The following is an 18,195-nucleotide window of genomic DNA, read 5'->3' on the forward strand; positions in this document are numbered from 1 at the left end:
CTCACGCGGAGAATCCGCCGAACTCGCCCCGATAGAACAGCAGCGGCCGCCCGCTCTCGGCGGCGCGCAGCGCTCCGATCCGGGCCAGGACCACCGTGTGATCGCCCGCGTCGTGCTCGAGCTCCACGGTGGCCTCGATCTGGGCCAGCGCCCCGCGCAGGGCGGGCGCGCCGTTGCCTGCCCGGTCCCACTCGACCCCGGCGAACTTGTCGCCCCCGCTCACCGCGAACCCACGGCACATCTCGCGCTGCTCCTCGGCGAGGATGTTGATGCACAGTGCCCCGGCCCGGCGCAGCAGCGGCCAGCTCGTCGAGGTCTTGGCCGGACAGAAGGAGACATAGGGCGGATCCAGCGACACCGACACCACCGACTGGCAGGTGAAGCCCAGCGGTCGGGTCCCGTCGTGGGCGGCGATCACCGCGACACCGGTCGCGAAGTGGCCGAGCACCCTGCGCAGCTCGGCCGGGCCGGGGACACCGGCGTCGATGACAAGGTTGTCTGCATTCATGGCTCCCACCCTCCGTCGCCGGCGGTGACCCGCTCAAGATGTTCTCCCGGTGAGCGGTTGTCGACCCCGCCGAGGCGACCTCCCCGGTTGGTAGCATGCACCGATGGTGACCAGCGACTCCGACCCCGGCGTGCCCAACCTGCCGCCGACCAGCTGGGCGGTGCTCGCCATGCTCTCGTATGAAGAAGAGGTCTCCGGCTACGACCTGAAGAAGTGGGCCGACTGGAGTCTGCGCTACTTCTACTGGACCCCGTCCTACAGCCAGATCTACGCCGAACTGAAGAAGCTCGAGCAGCACGGCTTCGCCACCTCGCGCCTCGACAGCGACAACGCCATGCGCGGGCGCAGGCTGTACCGGATCACCGATTCCGGTCGGGTCGCGGTCACCACGTGGTGGAACAAGGCGCCCGTGGATCCGTCGGTGCTCAAGCACCATGTGCTGGTGCGGGTGATGTTCGGTCACCTCGGGTCACCGGAGCGGCTCAAGCAGATCCTGCGCGACCACATCGCCGACGTCGATCAGCTCGAACAACGCGCCGCCGTCGACGCCGAGGCGGCGAAAGCCGAACCGGGCTGGGCCTATTCACAGATCGTGCTGCAGTGGGCCCAGCGCCACTACGCCGCCGAACGCGAACTCGCCCAGCAGCTCATCGACGAGATCGACGAGGCGGCCATCTTGCTCGCCACCGCCGAACACGACGACCGCGCCGAATATCCGCATCCGACCCCGGGCCGCTGGCGCGAGATCGAGCAGCGCGTGCGCGACGAGGAATGGGAACACGACACGGTCGACTGACCGGTGGGGGCGCACCAGGCGCCCCCACCGTGGCCTCACTTGGCGGTCAGGCGCTCGATGTCGTCGATGATCTCGTTCGCGCCGAGCACGCCGATGCCGAGCATCCAGGTGTCGTCGGCCACCTCGTAGGCCTGGCCCGCCGCCACCGCGGGCAGCGAGCCCCACAGTGCCGAGACCCGGCTCTTGGTCGTGCCCGCCGTGGAGCCGTTGTAGTCGGCGTGGAACACGATGTCGCCGTTGATCTGCTCGTACTGCTCGGGATCGAGCTCGGCCATCGAATACTGGTTCCACTCGCGCGCGGGATGGGTGAACCCGAGCTGGGCGAGCAGCGAACCCGAGAAGGTCTCCGGGCCGTAGAGGCGGAAGCGGTCCTCGGTGAACCGGACCATGGACACGGTCTTGTCCGGTGCCCCGATCTGCCGGCCGACGGCCTTGGCCCGGGTGTCGAGCTGGGTGAGCAGCTGCTCCATCTCGTCGGTCTTGCCCACCGCGTCGGCGGTCAGCCGGGCCTGATCGTGCCAGTTGGTGCCCGAGGTCTCCGAGAACACGGTCGGGGCGATGCTGTCGAGCTGGGTGTAGAGCGGCTCGTGGCGGATCTTGGCGCCGATGATCAGATCGGGTTCCAGATTGGCGATCGCGTCCAGATCGGGTTCCTGGATCGTGCCGACGGTCGCGACACCACCGAGCTTGTCGGCCAGGTACTTCGGCGGGCCGTAGCCCATCGCGCGCTCGGTGATCGCGATCGGCGTGACGCCGAGCGAGACGAGCGCGTCGAGGTGCGGGGAGTCCAGCACGATGATGCGCTGCGGTTGCGCGGGCACGGTCGTCTCGCCCATCGCGTGCTGCACCACGTGCCCGTCGGCAACCTCGGAATCTGCCGAACCGCAGCCGGTCAGGACCAGCCCCATCGCGGCCATGGCCGCGCCGAGCGCCACGGTCAGCCGGTGTCTTCTTCTGTTCTCGGTCTTCACGGGGTGCACCTTAGCCGAACCTAACCAAGGTTGCCCTACCCTTGCTGGGGCCGGTACAGTCCGCCGGTGTCTTCGAGTCGTGCCGCCGTGTCCACGGAACACGGCTCTTCCCCACCCGAGACCGACGGCGCCGGACTCGGACTGCTCGCTCGCGGTGGTGCGGTCCTGCTGATCGCGGCGATCGTCCTGTTCGGTGTCTGTGTGGCCAGCCTGGCGATCGGTGCCAAGTCGATCCCGATGGGCGAGGTCCTCGCCGCGCTGTTCGGGCAGGGCGATGCCAGTGTGCGCGTGATCATCGGGGATTGGCGGTTGAGCCGCACGGTGGTCGGGCTGGTCTGTGGGGTCTGTCTCGGCGCGGCCGGTGTGGTCATCGGCGCGCTCACCCGCAATCCCATCGCCGACCCCGGCCTGCTCGGCGTCAACGCGGGCGCGGCGCTCGGTGTGGTCATCGGTCTCACCATCACCGGCGGGATGGGCGTCACCGGCTACACCTGGTTCGCCTTCGCCGGTGCGGGCTCGGCCGCGGTGATCGTCTACCTGCTGTCGATGATCGGGCAGGCGACCGCGTCGCCGTTGCGGCTGGCGCTCTCGGGGGTGGCGTTGGCGGCGGTGCTGTCCGGGGTCACCCAGCTGCTGGTCTTCATCGATGAGAGCGTGCTCGACTCCTTCCGGTTCTGGCGGATCGGTTCACTGGCCGCGCGCGATCTCGCCGACGTGATCCCGCTGCTGCCGTACGTGCTCGGCGCCGCGCTGCTCGCCCTCGCCCTGTGCCGGGCACTCAACGCGCTGAGCCTCGGCGATCGGACGGCGGCGGGACTCGGGGTGAACCTGGGCCGGGTGCGGCTGCTCGGCTTCGTCGTGGTGACGATTCTGTGTGGCGCGGCCACCGCGCTGGCGGGACCGATCGCGTTCGTCGGCCTGCTCGTCTATCACATCGCGCAATACCTGGTCGGCTCCGATCACCGGGTGCTGGTGCCGCTGTCGATGTTGCTGGCGCCGTCGCTGCTGCTCGGCGCGGATGTGCTCGGCCGGCTGATCGGCGGTGGCGAGCCGGTGCCGGTCGGGGTGATGACGGCCTTCGTCGGCAGCCCGGCGCTCATCGCGCTCATCGTCTGGAGCCGCCGGATGGGGGCGGGATCATGACCGTCACCACGCCACTGGGCGGGCCCGGCTCACGGCGCCTGACCAAGACCGGCGTCACCGCCAGCGATGTGGTGTTGCGGGTCGGTCGGTCCACGATGCGCTTCGACCGGCGCGCCACGGTGGTCACCGCGATCCTGGCGGCCCTGGTCGTGGTGATGGTGCTGGTCTCGCTCATGGTGGGGGAGTACACCATCGGCCCGACCGCGCTGTGGGACACCATGACCGGCCAACCGCAGCGCAGGCTCGACCGGTTCTTCGTCTTCGATCGCCGACTGCCCCGAGTCCTGGTCGCCGTCGGGGTGGGTGGTGGTCTGGCCGCGGCGGGCGCGATCTTCCAGCGGCTCTACCACAATCCGCTGGCCAGTCCGGACATCATCGGGTTCACCAGCGGCTCGGCCGCGGGCGCGGTGATCGTGCTGATCTCGTTCGGCGGCACCCTGACGATGGGCGCGGTCGGTGCCGCGGTCGGCGCGCTGGCCACCTTCGCGATCATCGGTGTGCTCACCCTGATCGGGGGGCTGCGCGGCACCCGGCTGGTCTTGGTCGGCATCGCGTTGGGCGCGCTGTCGAGCTCGGTGACCGCCTATGTCCTGAGCCGGGCGTTCCTGCCGTCGGCGGCGGTCGCGAACGCGTGGCTGATCGGTTCGCTCAGCGGCCGCGGCTGGGGGCACGTGCTGACCGTTTCCGCCGGCCTGGCGATCGTGGCGCCGCTGATCGTCCTGCTGAATCGCTCCTTCCACGCCCTCGACCTCGGTGACACCGTGGCGACGACGTTGGGCGTGCGCAGTGGGCGGGCGCGGATGGGTCTGCTGCTCGGCGCCACGGTCCTGGTCGGGCTGTCGGTCTCGGCCGCGGGCCCGATCTCGTTCATCGCGCTGGCCGCACCGCACATCGCGCGCGGCATCACCCGAACGCCCGGCGCCGGGATCTTCGCCGCCGCGTGCACCGGCGCGCTCCTGCTCGGCGTCAGCGACCTGGTGGCCGAACACGCCTTCCCCGCCCCGGTGCCCGTCGGCGTCATCACCGTGAGCATCGGCGGGATCTTCCTCATCTGGCTGCTGGTACGAGAGGGTCTTCGTCACCGTGTCTGAAACAACCACTCCGACTGCGGAATCCGCCGATTCGACCGTGACGCAGGCGCGGCTGCGCGGCGAGTCGGTGCGCGTGTCCTACGGTGAGCGCGCGGTCCTGCACGAGGTCGACATCGCCGTCCCGGACGGCCGGTTCACCGTGATCATCGGGCCCAATGCCTGCGGCAAGTCGACGCTGCTGGCGGCACTGGGCCGGATTCTGCGCCCGAGTTCGGGTTCGGTGATCCTGGACGGCAATGCGATCCACGGGTACTCGACCAAGGAGACCGCGCGTCGGCTGAGCCTGCTGCCGCAGACACCGGGGTCACCGGACGGCATCGTCGTCGGCGATCTGGTGGCGCGCGGCCGCTACCCGCACCAGGGTCTGCTGCGGCAGTGGTCCGACGAGGACGCCGCCGCCGTCGCCGAGGCGCTCGCCGCCACCGGGACCACCGAACTGCGCCACCGCCGGGTCGACGAACTGTCCGGTGGTCAGCGGCAACGGGTCTGGATCGCCATGGTGCTCGCCCAGGCGACCTCGATCGTGCTGCTCGACGAGCCGACCACCTACCTCGACATCAGTCACCAGATCGATGTCCTCGACCTGTGCGAGCGCCTGCATCGCGAGCACGGCCGGACCGTCGTGGCCGTGCTGCACGATCTGAACCTGGCCTGCCGCTACGCGACCGATCTGATCGCCATGCGCGACGGGCGCATCATCGGGCAGGGCAGTCCCGGTGAGCTCGTCACCCCCGAACTCGTGCGCGAGGTGTTCGATCTGGACTGCATCGTCATCGACGATCCGCTGACGGGCTCACCGATGATCGTGCCGGGTCGCCGCAACGTCGACCGGCCGTAGCCGGGTCGAGCACATCGCGGATCATCGCCCAGATCTCGGTGCGCGCGGCAAGTGTCGCGGTCAGCGTGGGGATGGTGAGGAAGCCGTGGAACAGCCCGTCGTAGCGGCGGTGCCGGACCGGGACGCCATCGGCGGCCAGGCGGCGCGCGTAGGCGTCACCGGCCGCGCACGGCGGGTCGAGTTCGGCGGTGATGACCACCGCGGGTGGCAGCTTGGTCAGTGTGGCGGCGCGGGTCGGCACCAGCCGCACGTCGTCGGTGCCGTGCGGGGCGTACTGCTGCCAGTACCAGCGCATGGCGCTGGTGGTGTTGTAGTGGCCGGTGCCGAAGCGGCGATAGGACTCGGTGTCGAAGTCGTCGTCGATCACCGGATAGATCAGTACCTGCGCGGCGATCGGCGGGCCGCCCCGGTCCCGGACCGCGAGGGCCACGGTCGCCGCGAGGTTACCGCCCGCGCTGTCACCCGCTAGTGCGATCCGCGTCGGATCCCCGCCGTGGACGCCGATGTGCGCCGCCGTCCAGTGCAGCGCGGCCAGCACGTCCTCGTGCGCGGCGGGACCGGGATGTTCGGGGGCGAGCCGATAGTCCACCGCGACCACGACCGCACCCACACCCACCGCCATCGAGCGGCAGAACTCGTCATGGCTGTCGAGATCGCAGAACACGAATCCACCGCCGTGGGCGAACACGATCACCGGGAGCGGGGACTCGACGTGGTGCGGGCGGTAGACACGCAGGCCCAGGTCACCGCCCGGCCCGGCGATGGTGACCTCACGTGCCTCGCGCAGATCCGGAAGACGTTGCGGTGTCGAGCGTCTGGCTCGGATCGCGGCACGGACGTCGGCGGCGGGCATCGACGCGACATCGGGGAATCCGTCATCGAGCGCGGCGAGCATGGCCGCCACCTGCGGGTCGGGCACGGCACCGGGCCCGGTGGTCGGGAAACGTGGGACGGTCACTGGCCCTCCTTGGTACGGCTCGTGGTCGAGCATCGGATTCACGGTAGGTTCGTCCCACACGCTCGCTACTGCGTTCTCCCGCTGGGCGGACGGCCGCCACCCGCTCGTCCGGACAGACTCCTACGGTCGGCGAATGGACGCCACGAAGGTCTACGTGATCGACACCGTTGTCACCGCGCCCGGTCGGGCGCGGGAATTCGTCGATTCCTATCTGCGCGAGTACGCCCCGGGCGCGCGGGCGCGTGGGATGACCCTGGAACGGATCGTCGTGAGTCCACCGGTCTGGTTCCCGGACGAATCGAACACGGTGATCGCGACCTGGATCCTCGACGGCGCCGAGGGGTGGTGGGCGATGACGTGGCAGGGCAGGCCCGATCCGGCGGTGCGACAGTGGTGGGCCGAGGTGGCCGGGCTCATCGTCGAACGAACCCGCTCCACCGCCGCCGCGGTCGCCGACGTGGATCGGCTCGGCGATGTGTGAAGTCGTTCGCCTGCTGCATCTTTTCCCCACGGTTGACGCCACCGCACGTGACCACCTGATCACGCGCCTGCGCACCGCGACAGCCGGACCGGACCGCCGGGTCCTGATCCAGCCCACTCTGCCCGGCGTCCGCAACGGCGGAGACATCCTGGTGCACCTGCGATTCGACGATCACGCCGGCATCGGGGTCCCACAGCTGGACGCCGTGCTGGCCGCCGCCGCGGTGGCACACGTCGACGGCGCCGAGTATTGCGCGGGCGTCGGCGGATTCGCCGAGCCGCGTGGGTCCGGCTCGGTCCATCGGGTCCTTCTCTTGCGGGTCGACCCCCACACCCCCCAGTCCACGGTCGAACGCTTCGAAGCCGACCTGCTGCGCATGCCCCGCTACATCGACACCATCCGCTCCTGGCAGTTGAGCCGGGTGACCCGCGCCATCGGAACCTCGCCCTGGACCCACGTCTGGGCGCAGGAATTCACCGATCTCACCGGCCTCACCGGTCCCTACCTCATGCACCCGGTGCACTGGGCCCACGTCGACCGCTGGTTCGACCCCGAATGCCCGCAAGTCATCGTCCACGACCGTGTCTGCCACAGCTTCTGCGCGAACGAGCCGACCTACTTGGCGTAGTTGTAGACGCTGGCGCGGGAGATTCCGAGGAGGTCGGCGATGGATTGCGCCGAGCCGGGGGAGTCGAAGAAGCCGCCGCGGCGCAGTTGCCCGACCAGTTCGCGTTTGGCCTCGCGGGACAGGCTGCGCGGGGTGTGGGAGCGGGCCGCGGCGAAGGTCTCGACGGTTTCGCGCAGCTCGCGGACGGTGCGGTCGCGCAGCGTCTCGATGACTTCGCCGTGGTGGGTGACCTCGGTGGCGACGAGGTTGGCCAGGGTCAGTGTCAACGGTGACAACGACGAGACGTCGAGATTGAGGCACAGCGCCGCGATGTAGCGTCCCTGCCGGTTCTTGATCCCGATCGACGTGCTCTTGACCGGTCGCCCGTCGGGGAATCGGTTCGGGTAGTTCTGGAGCACGCTCGGGTAGTCCGGGTCGGCGATGCGGGCCAACCCGAGCTCGGTGGCCGAGTCGCCCACCTGTCGGCCGGACAGGTTGTTCTCGATGGCGCGGACAGCGTGCTCCGGCGTGCGCAGATCGTGCAGCACCACCTCGCACAGCCCGGGAAACATCCGTCCGATCGCGTGCGCGATCTTCTCCGCCTCGACCAGCAGGTGCTCGTCCTCGGCGCTCACGCCCGGATCTCCGCGAAGATCTCTGCCATCGTCTCCGTCGACTTGGTCCCCGCGCCGGTGAGCACCACGACGGTGGTCTCGCCGACACCGATGGTGCCTTCGGTGATGAAGTGGTCCAGCGCCGCGGCGGCGACGCAACTGGTGGGCTCGGCGTAGAGACCGCGCGAAGCGAGCCGCCGCGCCGCCGCGTGGATCTCGGCCTCGGAGACGGCGACCGCCGCGCCACCGGAGCGACGGATCGCCTCGACCACCTCGGGCAGGCGGACCGGGTCGGCGATGGCGGCACCCTCGGCGATCGTGGAGACGCGCGGCCCGCGATCGGCCGGGTCGAGACCGTTGACCGTGTCGGCGATGGTCGCCCAGTGCTCGGGCTGACCGACGAACAGCCGCGGCCGGTGCGCGATCTGGCCCGCCGCGAGCAATTCGCCGAACGCGATGTCGCACCCGAGGACATTGCTGCCTGCGCCGGCGACGACAACGACGTTGTCGGGAGCGCGGAACCCGAGGTCCTCCCACATCTCGTAGGCCACGGTCTTGATGCCCTGCAGGAAGAACGGGTGCCAGTTGTGGCTGGCGTAGGTGATCTGCGCGGATTGTCGAATCGCCTCCCGCGCCACCTCATCGCGGGTGCCGGTGATCAGCTCGATCTGGGCGCCATGGGCGCGCGCCTGCAGAATCTTCGCGGCCGAGGTCAGCGCGGGCACCAGGATCTTGGCTCGGATCCCGGCGGCCGCGCAGTAGGCCGCGACCGCGGAGCCGCCGTTGCCGGAACTGTCCTCGAGCACATACTCGGCGCCTCTGCCGCGCAGGTGCGAGACCATCACCGCGACCCCGCGATCCTTGAAACTCGAGGTGGGGTTGAACCATTCGAGCTTGAAGTGCACGCGCCGACCGGCCCAGTCCACCGGCACCATGGGGGTGCAGCCTTCGCCGAGGCTCACCCGGTGGCGCGCGTCGACCGGGATCACCGCCTGATAGCGCCACAGTGACCGTTCCGACGTGACGATCCGATCGGCCGTGATGCCCGGCAGCGCGCTCATCGTGAGTGCGGTGCCGTCCGCACCACGCCAGCGCGGGTCCGCGAGGCCGTAGCGGTGACCGGACCGGTCGTACAGGAACGCGTCGGAGGTGACTGCGGTGTGTGCCATGGCGGCGTTTCTCCACCCTTCCGGCCGGTGCGGGGGATGAGTGGACTGCACCGCCATGAGCCAGAGTAGACCAATAGTCCAAATATGTATCGCTGATCCAAGTATGGCGGAGGAGGCGCGACCCGGTGATCAGGCGTAGCGGGGTGCCCGCCGGTCGGCATCCATGCGGCTCGCGGGGCCCACGCCCAGCGGGCGTGGATGTTGCTGGAGGGTCGGATGGACGCGGACGCGGCCGTCGTCGACGTGGCGCCAGATGTTGAGGGCGGTGGTGCGGATGGGGGCGGTGAGGCGGTGATCGAAGAGCATGCGGTCGACCGGGCCGCAGACCGAGACCGCGGCCACGGCGGATTCGCCGAGGTCGCCGATGGGGGCGGCGATGCAGCCGAAGCCGGGGAGGGACTCTTCGCGCTCGACGGCGATGCCGTGTGCTCGCACCTTGTTCAGCTCGGCGTCGAGCTGGGCGCGCGTGCTGATCGAATAGCGGGTGCGGGTGCCGGCCTGGCCGGTGACGACCTCGGCGACGCGGCGCTCGTCGGAGTAGGCCAGGATCGCCTTGCCGACCGCCGTACAGTGCGCCGGACGCCGCCCGCCCACACGGGTGGGCACCGCCACCGCCAGGTCACCGGCGATCTTGTCCAGGTACACCACATCGGGCCCGTCCAGGACGGCCAGATGCACCACGAACCCGGTCACCCGGTGCAGTTCGTGCAGGAACGGCATGGCCGCGCGGTGCAGTCGATCCTGGTGTACCGCCAGCGAGCCGAGCTCCATCAGCCGGATGCCGAGCTCGTAGTCACGGCCTTCCCGGCGTAGCCAGCGCAGCTGGACGAGCCGCTCCAGCATGCGGTGTGCCGAGGACCGGGGTAGTCCGGTGCGGCGCACGATCTGGGCGAGCGTGAGCCTGCCGGGGCCGTCGAAGGCGTCGAGCAGAAGGGACGCGCGATCGAGAATCGCGCTCGGCGTGGTGGCCTCGGCCTGGATGACCATGGAGCTCTCCATTCGGATCTTCGAGCTGATGCCCACTCGCATATTTCGATTAGGCATATACCTATTGATACCATCCGTTGTGTCGGTTGTCACATGAATCGAGAAAGCGGCCCGAAACGACAAAGCCCCCGGTCCGAGCGGTGAGCTCGGACCGGGGGCGCCGGTGGCCTCGGGGCCGGTTACATGGCCGCGAGCGGCTCGCTGCCGGACCAGTCGTGGCCCCAGTAGCTGTCGGCGGTGATCTCCTCGGCGGTGTAGTACCGCTCGTCGACCCGCATGCCTTCGGTGCCGAACTCGATGTCCCAGCCACCGGGCGCACGGACGTAGAACGAGACCATCTTGTCGTTGGTGTGCCTGCCCAGCGTCGAGGACACCGAGAACCCGTCCCTGCCCACCCGGTCGAGCGCCTGGCCGACGGCATCGAGCGTATCGACCTCCACCATGATGTGCACCAGCCCGGGCGCGCCACCGTGCGGCGCCGGGCACAGCGCCAGGCTGTGATGCCGTTCGTTCACCCCGAGGAACCGGACCCGCATCGGACCGAACTCCGGGGGCGCGGGGATGCGGAACGCGCCGCGCGGCAGGAACCCGAGCACCTCGGTGTAGAACTCGAACGTGCCGCCCAGGTCCATGGCGGGCAGCACGACATGGCCGAGGCCCTGCGCACCGGTGACGAACTTCGCGCCGAACGGAGTCACCACCGGGCTGTGGTCGAGCACCGCGCCGTGGAACACCTCGAGCGTGGCGCCGGTCGGGTCTTCGAAGGTGATGACCTCCTCGACTCGCCGGGCGTCGGCCTCCGCCACCGACAGCGGCTTCACCGCGACTCCGGCCGCGGTCACCGCGTCGCGCACCCGCACCAGGGCCGCGTGGTCACGCACCTCCCAGCCGATGGTCACCACACCGTCGGTCTCACCCGGCACCACGATCATCCGGGCGGCGCGCTCGTCCATCCGCAGATACAGTGCGTTCTCGTCCGGCCCGCTGCCCTGCGCGAAACCCAGGACGTCGAAGGCGAACTGTCGCCACCGGTCCATGTCGGCGGTCTGGATCTTGACGTAGCCGAGGCCCTTGATATCAGTCATTTCTCTTGTCCTTCTTGCTGATCGGTCAGATCATCGAGCGCAGGTTGGCGGCCGGATCGATGCCCAGCGAGCTGAGCGCCGAGGCGTGGTAGACCGTGCTCGGTACGTGGATGGCGTGATTGAGGCCCGCGTGCGCGTCGCGCCAGAAACGCTGCAGTGGCTTGTCCATGCGCAGCGCGTTGCCGCCGGAGCGGGCGAAGATCTGATCCACCGCCATCACCGCCCGCCACGCCGCGCGGACCTGGGTACGCCGGCCCGCCGCCCGATCGGCGAAGTCGACCTCGCGGCCCGCCTCGACCAGATTCCACACCCGGTCCACATTGGCCAGCAGTTCCTGCCGCGCGGCGTTGATGTCGGCGGCGGCCTCGCCGATGGCGAACAGCACATACGGATCGTCCTTGATCGCGGTGCCCTGCGCGCCGACTCGCTCGCGCTGGTAGTCCAGGTGCGCGGCCAACGCGCCCTCGGCGATGCCGATCACGGCGGCGCTGATGCCCAGCGGGAACATCGTCGACCACGGCATCTTGTAGAGCGTCTCGGTGACGCCGTACTCGCGTTGCGCGGTGCCGTCGATGACGTGATCGCCGTTCATCACCCGGTAGGACGGCACGAACGCGTCCTTGACGATGATGTCCTTGGACCCGGTCCCCTTGAGCCCCACCACATTCCACGAGTCTTCGACAATCTCGTAGTCGCTGCGCGGCAGGATCATGTGCAGCATGGTCGGCGGCAGCGCCATCGCGCCCTCGGCGTCACCGAGCATGGCGCCGAGGAAGATCCAGTCGCAGTGGTCGGTGCCGGAGCTGAACTGCCAGCGGCCGTTGAAGATGTAGCCGCCCTCGACCGGGCGGGCGATACCGGTCGGGGCGTAGGGCGAGGCCATCCAGGTGTCGTTGTCGGCGCCCCACACCTCCTGCTGCACCTTCGGATCGGCGAAGGCCAGCTGCCACGGGTGCACGCCGACGATGCCGCAGATCCAGCCGGTGGCCGGGTCGAGGGAGGCCGCGGTCATCACCGCCTCGGCGAATTCGCGCGGGTGGGCCTCGAATCCGCCGTACTTCTTGGGCTGGAGCAGCCGGATCGGTCCTGCCGTCTTCAGCATCTTCGCGGTGGCGTCGGGGAGTTGGCCGAGGCGTTCGGCCTCGGGGCTCTGCTCGCGCAGTCGGTCGGCGATCGCCATGATGTTGTCGAGCACGTTGGTCATCGGGTTGGTGCTTTCTCTAGAGGGGTGCCCGAGTCAGGCGGTGGTGTCGAGGATCGCGCCGCGGGCGATGTTGTCGGCCACCTCGGCTTCCCAGCTGGTGACGGCGCGCTCGGTGTCGATCTCGAACTCGAAGCGCTTGGTCATGTCCTCGGTGACGTCGTCGATGTCGACGTAGAACTGCTTGTACCAGCGGCGCAGCTGATAGACCGGCCCGTCTTCCTCCGACAGCAGTGGATTGTCGATGGGCGCCTTGTTCTTCCAGATCGCCACGTCCTGCTCGAAGCCGATCTCCACGCCGCGGGCGAACTGCGCGGCCATCGCCTCGGCATCGGCGTCGGACATGCCCTGCGGCTTCTTCACCATCGCGCCGTACTGCAGCACGAAGGAGTTGTCCGAGACCGGGTAGTGGCAGTTGATCAGTACCGTCTCGATCGTCATGCCGTTGGCCTCGCTCCAGAGCCAGTCGATCATGTAAGAAGGACCGAAATACGAAGCGTCCGACCGCAAGGTGGAGTTCGGGTCGTCGTAGCTGGTGCCGACCTCGATGTCGTGGCGCGGAGTCGAGCGCATGTACTGGGTGGCGACCGGGCCCTCGAAGACGTTCTTGAAGTAGCGCGGGAAGGCGTAGTGCACGTAGAAGAAGTGCGCCATGTCCACCACGTTGTCGACGATCTCGCGACAGTGCGAGCCCTCGATCAGCATCGAATTCCAGGTCCAGTCGGTCCACTCGGCGGTGCCGTAGCCCTCGATCTCGGGAATCGTGACCTCATCGGTGGGTTTGCTGCCCTGCGGGTCGTGCCAGACGTAGAGCTGGCCGTTGCGTTCCAGCGTCGGCCACGATCGGGTCCTGGCCAGCGGCGGAACCCGGCGCGCGTACGGGATTCCGGTGCATTTGCCGTTGCCGCCCCAGCGCCAGTCGTGGAACGGGCAGGCGATCGAATCGCCTTTGACGGTGCCGTGGGCGAGGTTGCCGCCCATGTGGCGGCAGAAGCCGTCGAGCACGTGCAGGGCGCCGTCGGTCTCGGACCGGAACACCACCAGTGTGGTGCCGAAGGCCTTGACCTCGTGTGGGTTGCCGTCGCGGAACGTGGCGAGCAGGCCCAGGCAGTGCCAACCGCGAGCGAACCTGGTCGGTGCCGCGGCGGCCTCGATCTGGCGGTACTCGGTCGCGTCGAGCTGTGTTCGGCCGTTCGGCGGGTTCTCCGGCATCGAAACCTCCATGTATCGGGCGGAGTGGGGATGAGCTGGGCCGATGGTGTCCCCGTAGGGGCGCCGCCGCGACCGTGCCGTCCCGGTCAGCGGACAGGTTTGTGTCCCGGCACGCCGATGTCCCGATCAGTGGGAGAGGCGCCGGTCACCTTCGGCGACCGGATCTACCGTGGCGGAACACCGACGAGAGGATCGATCGTGGGCAACGCCGCCGCGGTGATCGGTCAGCCGATCCAGATCGACTTGGACACCGACGCCATCCGCCTGTTCGCCGCCGCCGTGCGGTCGGCCGACCCTGCCTACCGCACGGCCGAGCATCCGGTGGTGCCCCCGACTTTCCTGCCCGCCGACGCCTTCGGCGCCGGTGACCGGGCCGAGACCGACCACCGATTCTTCGGGAGGCCGCCGCGGGCAGGGGACCGGCTGACCGCGGTTCGCGACCTCGACGCGCCCGAGTCGCTGACCCGCTACTTCGACCGCACCGGCGGGCTCGTCGCCGAATCCTGGGCCGCCGCCACACCGATCGTGTCCTCGGAACACGCTGTCGTCGAACCGCTCTCGGCCCACGCGGCGGCCCAGCTGGCGGCTTACGCCACCGACTGGCTGGGCGCCGAGAACATCCGTCGCTTCCGGACCAGGATCGTGCGCGCACTCGCGCCGGGTGAGACTGTGACCTGCTCGGGGCACCTCACCCAGCACTACCTGCAGGACGGCGAAGCGCGCGTGGATGTCACCCTGGCCGGCGCCGACTCGACGGGCGCGGTCGTCGTGCGGGCCTGGGCCAGTTTCGCCCGCGACTGACCGGCCATCGACGAACAGGAACGATCCATGTCAGATACCGCCGATCGCCTCGCGCGGCTGGAAGCCGTCGCCGCGATCACCGCGCTCAAGCACCGCTACTTCCGCGCCTGTGATGCCAAGGACCCCAAGGGGTTTCGTGAATGCTTCAGCACCGCGGGCGCCGAGCTCGACTACGGCGAACTGGGTGCGCTCGACGCCGACGGCATGGCCGCGGTCTTCGCCTCGATCGCCCTGAGCCAGGTCGACGGCGCACACGCGATCCTCGACATGCACCACGGTGTGCACCCTGACATCACTGTGCGTGACGACGGCACCGCCGGCGGCCGCTGGACGCTGCGCTTCCGCCAGCTGAACCTGATCGAGCGCACCGAGACGGTCGCGACCGGGGAGTACACCGACGAGTACGTGGTCGAGGACGGTCGCTGGAAGATCGCGAAGTGCACGTTCGTGCGTCTGTGGGCGCTCACCCGCCCCCTGGGGCCTGACTGCCGCGTGGTGCAGGGCTGAGCCGGTCCGCCGATTTCCCACCGCGCCGCCCTCGGCGATGGTGAGCTGTTCACAGAGGACAACGATGTTCGGAGGTAACACATGACACGACGCTACGAGGACAAGGTCGTCTTCATCACGGGCGCGGCCCGTGGTCAGGGCCGGGCCGAGGCGATCCGCTTCGCCGAGGAGGGCGCCGACATCATCGCGATCGACGCGTGCACCGACTTCGCCAGCACCAGCTACCCGGGTGCCACCGAGGACGACCTGGCCGAGACGGTGAAGCTGGTCGAGGCGACCGGCCGCCGGATCGTCGCGAGCAAGGCCGACGTGCGCGATTTCGACGGGCTGTCGGCGGCGCTGGCGGCGGGGATCGCCGAGCTGGGCCGCCTCGATGTCGTCGTCGCGAACGCGGGCATCTGCTCGGCCGCGATGTCCTGGGAGATCACCCTCGAACAGTGGCAGGAAACCCTCGATGTGAACCTGACCGGGGTGTTCCACACCGCGAAGGCCGCGATTCCGCACCTGATCGAGCAGGGGACCGGGGGCGCGATGGTGTTCATCAGCTCCGTGTCCGGGCTCAAGGGCACGCCGTTCACCGGCCATTACGTGGCCACCAAGCACGCCATCACCGGCCTGGCCAAGACCATGGCCAACGAGCTCGGTGAGCACCGGATCCGGGTGAACACCGTGCACCCGGCGGGGGTGGCCACCGGTATGGTCATGAGCGAGATGGGCCCGCTGTTCGAGAAGCACGCCGCGACGCTGGCGCCCATCTTCATGAACTCGCTGCCCACCTACATGACCGAGCCCACCGATATCGCGGCGGCGGTGGCGTGGCTGTGCTCGGACGAGGCCACGCACGTCACCGGTGCGCAGATCCCCGTGGACATGGGCAACCTGAACCGCTGACCGGCCACTTGGTATTTTTATACCGCCGTCGCTAGGCTGGTATGAAAATACCGAGTGGAGGCGTGATGGTGGAGCTGAAATCACCCGCGGAGATCGAGCGCATGCGGGTGACCGGCGAGTTCGTGGCCGACGTGCTGGCCGGGGTGCGCGACCGGGCCGCGGTCGGGGTCAACCTGCTGGAGCTGGAAGCGTATGTGCGCGAACGGATCCGCGAGCGTGGTGCGGTCTCCTGCTACTGGGACTACTCGCCCTCCTTCGGGCGCGGCCCGTTCCGCAACACCGTGTGCCTGGCGGTCAACGATGCCGTCCTGCACGGACTTCCACACGACTACCTGCTGCGCGACGGTGACCTGCTCACCGCCGACCTGGCCGTCACCATCGACGGCTGGTCCGCCGACTCGGCGATCTCGTTCGTCGTCGGAACGGCCGCGCCCGAGGACGAGCGGCTGATCCGGGCCACCGAGGAGGCGCTCGTCGCCGGGATCGCCACCGCGCTGCCCGGCAACAAGATCGGTGACATCTCCGCCGCGATCGCCGCGGTCGCGCACGGCTACGGCTATCCGATCAACACCGAGTTCGGCGGCCACGGCATCGGCCGAACCATGCACGAGGACCTGCACATCCCCAACGACGGCCGGGCCGGTCGCGGCTTCCGGCTGCGCCCCGGCCTCACCGTCGCCATCGAACCCTGGTTCGCGGCGGGCACCGACAAAGTCTTCACCGACCCCGACGGCTGGACCATCCGCTCCGCCGACGGCTCCCGGTGCGCGCACAGCGAACACACGATCGCGGTCACCGAGGACGGCCCCCGCGTCCTCACCCTGCCGGTCTGACCGGTCCCGATCCGAATTCGGGGTGTATCGATTCGATGTGACAGCATGGGCGACTCAACCTCCACGGTGCGCCGGTCGCGGGGGCGAGAGGGCGGGGTCGCCGCGTTGGTCCTCAGCCGCTGTGGTCGGTGAAAGCGCCGTCCACGAGTACGGGGACTGTGCTGTCGGCGTCGAGATCGATCGCGAGGGCGACGTCATCGGGGAATCCGCCCGAGATCAATTCCCGGCCGGATGCGCTGGTGCGCAGGAGGGCGGGAACATCCGGTAGGGCCCTGAATGTGCTTGCCGCGGCCTGTGCTTCGGGCGATGGTGTGTCGAGTCCTCGGTCGATCAGCGCCGCGGTGAGCGCGCCCGCGCCGAGCCAGTCCTCGAGGGCTGGCCGCACGGTGTCGGTGCCCGGCCACTGTTCACCCGCGGCGATGACGGCGATCGGCCGAGTAGGCGTGCCCCACCCTCGAGTCAGTAGCCAGTCGGCGACAGCGCTGTCACGGACCGCACACGAACCTCCTCAGGTGACCTCGGTCTGCCGGTCCGCTGCGCGGGACCTGTGGGCGGACCGCGCCACGGTCGCCGACCCGAGTCGAGTCAGGGTGGTGGCTAGCGGTGAGTGCTGTTGCGAGACAATGTATTCGCCTTGGCCGACGGAACGTTCGCGCCTCGGCTCGCGGGGTGCAGCCTAGCGTGCGTCGGGTTCTGGCGCGGGCTCGACCGCGCGGGTGGTCAGCCAGGCGGTGAGCAGTTCGGCCGCGGTCGCATCGACGGCGAGGGCGGCGTGTTCGTCCTCGGTCAGCTCGACAGAATCGAGCTCGAACTTCCAGTGCGCCAACCGCTCCGGATCGTCCGTGGCGACGGCCAGCTCGGCCAGAGCGGCATACGCGCGGGCCCGCTCGAGGGCGGATGCCGAGGTGGCGAAGCGGTGCAGTCCGGTTTCCAGTACGCGGGTCGCGGCCCGGTCGTCGTTCTTGAAATCGCGCAGGATGCGCGCGTTGTCCAGGACCCGGGCCAGTCCGGTGAGTGCGCGCGAACCCCCGTACTCGAGGTTCTCCGGCTCATCGCGCTGGATGACGATGACGGTGTTGCCGTCCGGGTCGATGAGGGAGAACCGGGTCTGGCCGGTACGGAACCGGGTGATTCGCGGACGGCCCGTGGCGGGAACCTTGCCGTAGTGCGCGCGCAGGGCGGTGGTGTACTCGGCGTGCCGGGCGGCGACGTCGTCGACCATCAGGATTGCGCCCCCGTACTCGGCGGGCAGGTCGATCCCGGGTGGCGGCGCCGCGAAATTCAGTTCACATCCGTACTTTTCGATCGCGCCGTACACGTACGGGCGGGTCTGCTCATAGGTGACGGTGTAGCCCAGCGCTCGATAGAACGCGAGGGTGGTGGTGAGGTCGCCGCTCCACAGCACCGGCACTGCGGTATCACTCATGATCGGCCTTCCAGCTCGAGGGGTCGGTCCGGTCCGAGGGTAGGGACGAATCCGCTCGAGCGCCTATGGCCGCCGC

At 69.2% G+C, this 18,195-nt stretch carries 21 protein-coding genes; 10 read left to right on the forward strand and 11 right to left on the reverse strand.

Translation table 11 applies throughout. From position 1 onward, the window contains the following. Position 1: 1 nt before the first annotated feature. The gene (locus tag BOX37_RS11925; RefSeq protein ID WP_071927707.1) at positions 2–508 is read right to left on the reverse strand and encodes a flavin reductase family protein; all 507 of its coding nucleotides are present in this window, start codon (positions 506–508) and stop codon (positions 2–4) included. 106 nt (positions 509–614) lie between these two features. Here BOX37_RS11925 and BOX37_RS11930 point away from each other — a divergent pair, with 106 nt between their 5' ends. Beyond that, positions 615–1,304: a PadR family transcriptional regulator gene (locus BOX37_RS11930; RefSeq protein WP_071931410.1), complete on the forward strand. Its 690-nt coding sequence runs from the start codon at positions 615–617 to the stop codon at positions 1,302–1,304. Positions 1,305–1,339: 35 nt separating this feature from the next. On the opposite strand, the gene BOX37_RS11935 is transcribed toward BOX37_RS11930, so the two are convergent. After that, complete coding sequence (locus tag BOX37_RS11935) at positions 1,340–2,275, reverse strand: ABC transporter substrate-binding protein (protein ID WP_240505311.1); 936 nt, start codon at positions 2,273–2,275, stop codon at positions 1,340–1,342. Between the two features lie 66 nt (positions 2,276–2,341). On the opposite strand from BOX37_RS11935, the gene BOX37_RS11940 reads away from it, so the two are divergent. Genes BOX37_RS11940 through BOX37_RS11950 form a run of 3 tightly spaced genes read left to right on the forward strand, consistent with a single transcriptional unit; the run spans position 2,342 to position 5,347 of the window. Continuing rightward, a complete protein-coding gene (locus tag BOX37_RS11940) occupies positions 2,342–3,418 on the forward strand; it encodes a FecCD family ABC transporter permease (protein WP_071927708.1) in 1,077 nt (358 codons plus the stop codon). Then, a complete protein-coding gene (locus tag BOX37_RS11945) occupies positions 3,415–4,509 on the forward strand; it encodes a FecCD family ABC transporter permease (RefSeq protein ID WP_071927709.1) in 1,095 nt (364 codons plus the stop codon). The genes BOX37_RS11940 and BOX37_RS11945 overlap by 4 nt, the downstream gene beginning before the upstream one ends. Positions 4,510–4,546: 37 nt before the next feature. Then, positions 4,547–5,347, forward strand: coding sequence for an ABC transporter ATP-binding protein (locus BOX37_RS11950; RefSeq protein WP_071927710.1), 801 nt, complete (start codon positions 4,547–4,549; stop codon positions 5,345–5,347). Here BOX37_RS11950 and BOX37_RS11955 read toward each other — a convergent pair. Further along, positions 5,280–6,305, reverse strand: a complete 1,026-nt coding sequence (locus tag BOX37_RS11955; protein WP_240505312.1) for an alpha/beta hydrolase — start codon at positions 6,303–6,305, stop codon at positions 5,280–5,282. The genes BOX37_RS11950 and BOX37_RS11955 overlap by 68 nt on opposite strands. A 133-nt stretch (positions 6,306–6,438) precedes the next feature. Between BOX37_RS11955 and BOX37_RS33900 the strand changes: the two genes are divergently transcribed. Together BOX37_RS33900 and BOX37_RS11965 are read left to right on the forward strand one after the other, a co-directional pair. Continuing rightward, positions 6,439–6,786, forward strand: a complete 348-nt coding sequence (locus BOX37_RS33900) for a hypothetical protein (RefSeq protein WP_071927711.1) — start codon at positions 6,439–6,441, stop codon at positions 6,784–6,786. After that, positions 6,779–7,414, forward strand: a complete 636-nt coding sequence (locus tag BOX37_RS11965) for a Dabb family protein (RefSeq protein WP_071927712.1) — start codon at positions 6,779–6,781, stop codon at positions 7,412–7,414. The genes BOX37_RS33900 and BOX37_RS11965 overlap by 8 nt, the downstream gene beginning before the upstream one ends. Here the strand turns inward: BOX37_RS11965 and BOX37_RS11970 are convergent. The 6 genes from BOX37_RS11970 to BOX37_RS11995 all read right to left on the reverse strand — a co-directional run bounded on the left by BOX37_RS11970 (position 7,402) and on the right by BOX37_RS11995 (position 13,661). Further along, on the reverse strand, positions 7,402–8,028 hold the full coding sequence (locus BOX37_RS11970; RefSeq protein WP_071927713.1) for a helix-turn-helix transcriptional regulator: 627 nt from the start codon (positions 8,026–8,028) through the stop codon (positions 7,402–7,404). The two genes, BOX37_RS11965 and BOX37_RS11970, sit on opposite strands and share 13 nt — an antisense overlap. Continuing rightward, a complete protein-coding gene (locus BOX37_RS11975) occupies positions 8,025–9,176 on the reverse strand; it encodes a threonine synthase (protein WP_071927714.1) in 1,152 nt (383 codons plus the stop codon). Before BOX37_RS11975 ends, BOX37_RS11970 begins: the two co-directional genes overlap by 4 nt. 129 nt (positions 9,177–9,305) lie before the next feature. After that, positions 9,306–10,163 carry an IclR family transcriptional regulator gene (locus BOX37_RS11980; RefSeq protein WP_071931413.1) on the reverse strand — a complete coding sequence of 286 codons (858 nt, stop codon included), beginning with the start codon at positions 10,161–10,163 and terminating at the stop codon, positions 9,306–9,308. Between the two features lie 179 nt (positions 10,164–10,342). Further along, entirely contained in the window at positions 10,343–11,248 is a 906-nt protein-coding gene (gene bphC / locus BOX37_RS11985; RefSeq protein WP_071927715.1) for a biphenyl-2,3-diol 1,2-dioxygenase, read from the reverse strand. Positions 11,249–11,273: 25 nt separating this feature from the next. Continuing rightward, a complete protein-coding gene (locus BOX37_RS11990) occupies positions 11,274–12,452 on the reverse strand; it encodes an acyl-CoA dehydrogenase family protein (protein WP_071927716.1) in 1,179 nt (392 codons plus the stop codon). A 33-nt stretch (positions 12,453–12,485) separates the two neighbouring features. Further along, a complete protein-coding gene (locus tag BOX37_RS11995; RefSeq protein ID WP_071931414.1) occupies positions 12,486–13,661 on the reverse strand; it encodes a 3-ketosteroid-9-alpha-monooxygenase, oxygenase component in 1,176 nt (391 codons plus the stop codon). A gap of 198 nt (positions 13,662–13,859) precedes the next feature. Here BOX37_RS11995 and BOX37_RS34885 point away from each other — a divergent pair, with 198 nt between their 5' ends. The 4 genes from BOX37_RS34885 to map all read left to right on the forward strand — a co-directional run bounded on the left by BOX37_RS34885 (position 13,860) and on the right by map (position 16,693). Continuing rightward, on the forward strand, positions 13,860–14,462 hold the full coding sequence (locus BOX37_RS34885) for a hotdog family protein (RefSeq protein ID WP_206045806.1): 603 nt from the start codon (positions 13,860–13,862) through the stop codon (positions 14,460–14,462). A 27-nt stretch (positions 14,463–14,489) separates the two neighbouring features. Then, positions 14,490–14,969: a nuclear transport factor 2 family protein gene (locus BOX37_RS12005; RefSeq protein ID WP_071927718.1), complete on the forward strand. Its 480-nt coding sequence runs from the start codon at positions 14,490–14,492 to the stop codon at positions 14,967–14,969. Between the two features lie 81 nt (positions 14,970–15,050). Next, a complete protein-coding gene (locus tag BOX37_RS12010) occupies positions 15,051–15,860 on the forward strand; it encodes a mycofactocin-coupled SDR family oxidoreductase (protein WP_071927719.1) in 810 nt (269 codons plus the stop codon). A 65-nt stretch (positions 15,861–15,925) separates the two neighbouring features. Next, positions 15,926–16,693 (forward strand): type I methionyl aminopeptidase, encoded by a 768-nt coding sequence (gene map / locus BOX37_RS12015; RefSeq protein ID WP_071927720.1) that lies wholly within the window; start codon positions 15,926–15,928, stop codon positions 16,691–16,693. 112 nt (positions 16,694–16,805) lie between these two features. Here map and BOX37_RS12020 read toward each other — a convergent pair whose 3' ends face one another. After that, positions 16,806–17,156, reverse strand: coding sequence for a 2-phosphosulfolactate phosphatase (locus tag BOX37_RS12020; protein ID WP_084759557.1), 351 nt, complete (start codon positions 17,154–17,156; stop codon positions 16,806–16,808). Between the two features lie 213 nt (positions 17,157–17,369). Continuing rightward, positions 17,370–18,119, reverse strand: coding sequence for a VOC family protein (locus BOX37_RS12025; protein WP_071927722.1), 750 nt, complete (start codon positions 18,117–18,119; stop codon positions 17,370–17,372). Positions 18,120–18,195 lie beyond the last annotated feature (76 nt).

Source organism: Nocardia mangyaensis (genome assembly GCF_001886715.1).
In the GTDB taxonomy this organism is placed as follows: domain Bacteria; phylum Actinomycetota; class Actinomycetes; order Mycobacteriales; family Mycobacteriaceae; genus Nocardia; species Nocardia mangyaensis.